Below are 1,121 nucleotides of genomic sequence, written 5' to 3'. Positions count from 1 at the left end.
CGCGAGTTGGCGTTTTTTTGCGATTTCCAATTTCAACACCGTCTACCGATAAGTCGCTGTAGTCGTAAAAGGGCCCGGTACACGACCGGGCCAAGAACAATGCGTCGAAGCTATTTATCCGGTGCAGCGACTCAGCGCCAAGCGTAAAGCCGCACCAACTTCTATCGCTGTACTGGTATCTGGGATTACAACGTCTTCGCCTGTTCCACTCCAATCCTCAAGTTTTTCGTGATGAGTAGGTTTAAAAGTTATGAGTCCCGATTTTTTCTCAATGGACACGTTCTTCATGTCTTTGAACAGCGATTTTTGGGTTTTGTAGCTGTAGCGCTCCATCAGACTTTTTACCCACGCGACGTATTCGACTTCGATTTGTTTGTAGTCGTACAAACTTAAATCAAATTCAGCATCTGGATGTTGCCAAACATCGTCACGACGAGCAGGTAAAACAAACCGACTGTGATCCATTGCATCATTCACGGCAAGACCCAAGGTTTCGTCACTTACATCGGGTGTAAGTAGATGCTGCTTGCCTTTCGAGTCACATCTAGTGCTTCGATATCCTGAGTAGGTCTCCATACAAACAAAGTCGCCATTGCAATGCACACCAACCCAGTAGCCTCTGGTTATTTCATTTGTCATTTCGTCACCGTAATTTTGAGATTTACGCCCTGACTTTGAGCGTAATCAATTGCTTTCTAAATTTGTGTCCATTGCGCAGGTGTTGTGCCAGAAGGAACAGCAACTTGCAAATCACGAGCAGTTATGTCGGCTGCATTCACTGTCACCTTTGACAGAGATGCTCCATTGAAGTTTGCCAATGTATCAACATTGCTTTTGAGCGAAGAGTAAACCTGAGACGGGTCAGCTAGCTTCGCGCTAGTCATGGTGTCCATGGTTTTTGCACTTGTTGCAACGCCAGTCGAGTCGTCAAAAAAATCAATCGTTTTGAAGTTTGGCGGAAGCCTGGAACCTGCGGGCAATTGACTTTCAAGATAGGTCTCAAACGGTAATCCTTGCCCCTGAATCCCCTTGCCCCACTGAATACCTGTTGCTGCTTGATCTACAACCGTGACACCTGCCGACCCTGCACTATTTGCGCCAGTTGTCACCCCTTTCCTGGC

Annotated in this window: 2 protein-coding genes; both read right to left on the bottom strand. The window is 46.8% G+C overall.

Features of this window, described 5'->3' with window-relative positions; genetic code table 11:
- Positions 1–114: 114 nt before the first annotated feature.
- Positions 115–639, bottom strand: coding sequence for a contact-dependent growth inhibition system immunity protein (locus G520_RS22940; RefSeq protein WP_051229422.1), 525 nt, complete (start codon positions 637–639; stop codon positions 115–117).
- Between the two features lie 56 nt (positions 640–695).
- Positions 696–1,121 (bottom strand): endonuclease toxin domain-containing protein (locus tag G520_RS24590; RefSeq protein ID WP_487042760.1); only part of this gene is annotated, 426 nt, incomplete at its 5' end.

Origin of the sequence: Paludibacterium yongneupense DSM 18731 (assembly GCF_000422925.1) — a bacterium.
GTDB classification, from domain to species: Bacteria; Pseudomonadota; Gammaproteobacteria; order Burkholderiales; family Chromobacteriaceae; genus Paludibacterium; species Paludibacterium yongneupense.
The sequence above is the reverse complement of the archived record's forward strand: the minus strand, read 5'-3'. Positions and strand labels throughout refer to the sequence as shown.